The sequence below is a fragment of the Bradyrhizobium retamae genome (genome assembly GCF_001440415.1).
GTDB classification, from domain to species: domain Bacteria; phylum Pseudomonadota; class Alphaproteobacteria; order Rhizobiales; family Xanthobacteraceae; genus Bradyrhizobium; species Bradyrhizobium retamae.
In genome coordinates, this window is the sequence record NZ_LLYA01000148.1 from 1 (window position 1) to 1,050 (window position 1,050).

A 1,050-nucleotide genomic window follows, 5' to 3' on the forward strand; every position below is an offset into this window, starting at 1 on the left:
CTAAAGCGGGATGAGTTTAGGCTGAATCGATTTGGGATTCCCAAATCAGCGGGTTTCTGATTCACCATGCTGGCTGGGAAGGAGGCCAGCATGGATGGGCAAGCCTTACTCTGTGGATCTTCGCAAGCGTGTCGTGGCCGCGATTAAGGGCGGAATGTCCCGCAATCAGGCAGCCAAGCATTTTGGGGTCGCGATCAGCACGGCAATCAACTGGATGAAGCGGGTCGATGAGACCGGCAGCGTTGCGCCTGGCCAGATGGGCGGTCACAAACCGAAGGTGATTTCGGGAGACCACGCGGTCTGGCTGTCGCAGCGGATCAGGAACGACGATTTCACCCTGCGCGGGCTCGTTGCCGAGCTTGCCGGACGCGGCCTGAAGGTCGACTACCACTCGGTGTGGGACTTCGTGCACGCCGAGAAGCTCAGCTTCAAAAAAAAGCGTGGTGGCTGGCGAACGCGATCGTCCCGACGTGGCGCGTCGGCGCGCCCAGTGGACAAAGTATCAAGGTCGCGTCGAAGCTGAGCGGCTGGTCTTCATCGACGAGACCTGGACGCGGACCGATATGGCTTCCTTGCGGGGATGGTCGCCACGCGGGCAAAGGCTCCCCGCCAAGGTTCCTCATGGCCGCTGGAAGACCATGACCTTCCTAGCGGCCCTGCGCCATGACCGGATCGATGCACCATGGTTCATCGAGGGGCCGATCGACGGCGCGAGCTTCCGGGCCTATGTCGAGAAGGTTCTGCTGCCCACCCTTCGGCCCGGAGATGTCGTCGTCATGGACAATCTCGGCAGCCACAAAGGCAAGCTCGTGCGTCAGCTCATTCGCTCCGCCGGCGCTAAGCTGTTCTTCCTGCCAAAATACTCACCCGACCTGAACCCGATCGAACAGGTCTTTGCCAAGCTCAAGCATCTGCTGCGAAAGGCTGCCGCCCGAACCGTCGATACGGTCTGCACCGCCATCGCTGAGGTCCTCGACGCCTTCACACCCGAAGAATGCGCCAATTACCTCAAAAACTCAGGCTATCGAAGCTAATGCCATCACGCTTTAG

The 1,050-nt window shown here is 60.2% G+C and carries 1 protein-coding gene; it reads left to right on the top strand.

Annotation, left to right across the window (positions count from 1 at the left end):
* Positions 1 to 94: 94 nt before the first annotated feature.
* A protein-coding gene (locus tag CQ13_RS41140; RefSeq protein ID WP_156433724.1) for an IS630 family transposase occupies positions 95 to 1,034 on the top strand; the annotation gives its coding sequence in 2 pieces (ribosomal slippage) (positions 95 to 430 and positions 432 to 1,034; 939 coding nt in all).
* Positions 1,035 to 1,050: the final 16 nt, after the last annotated feature.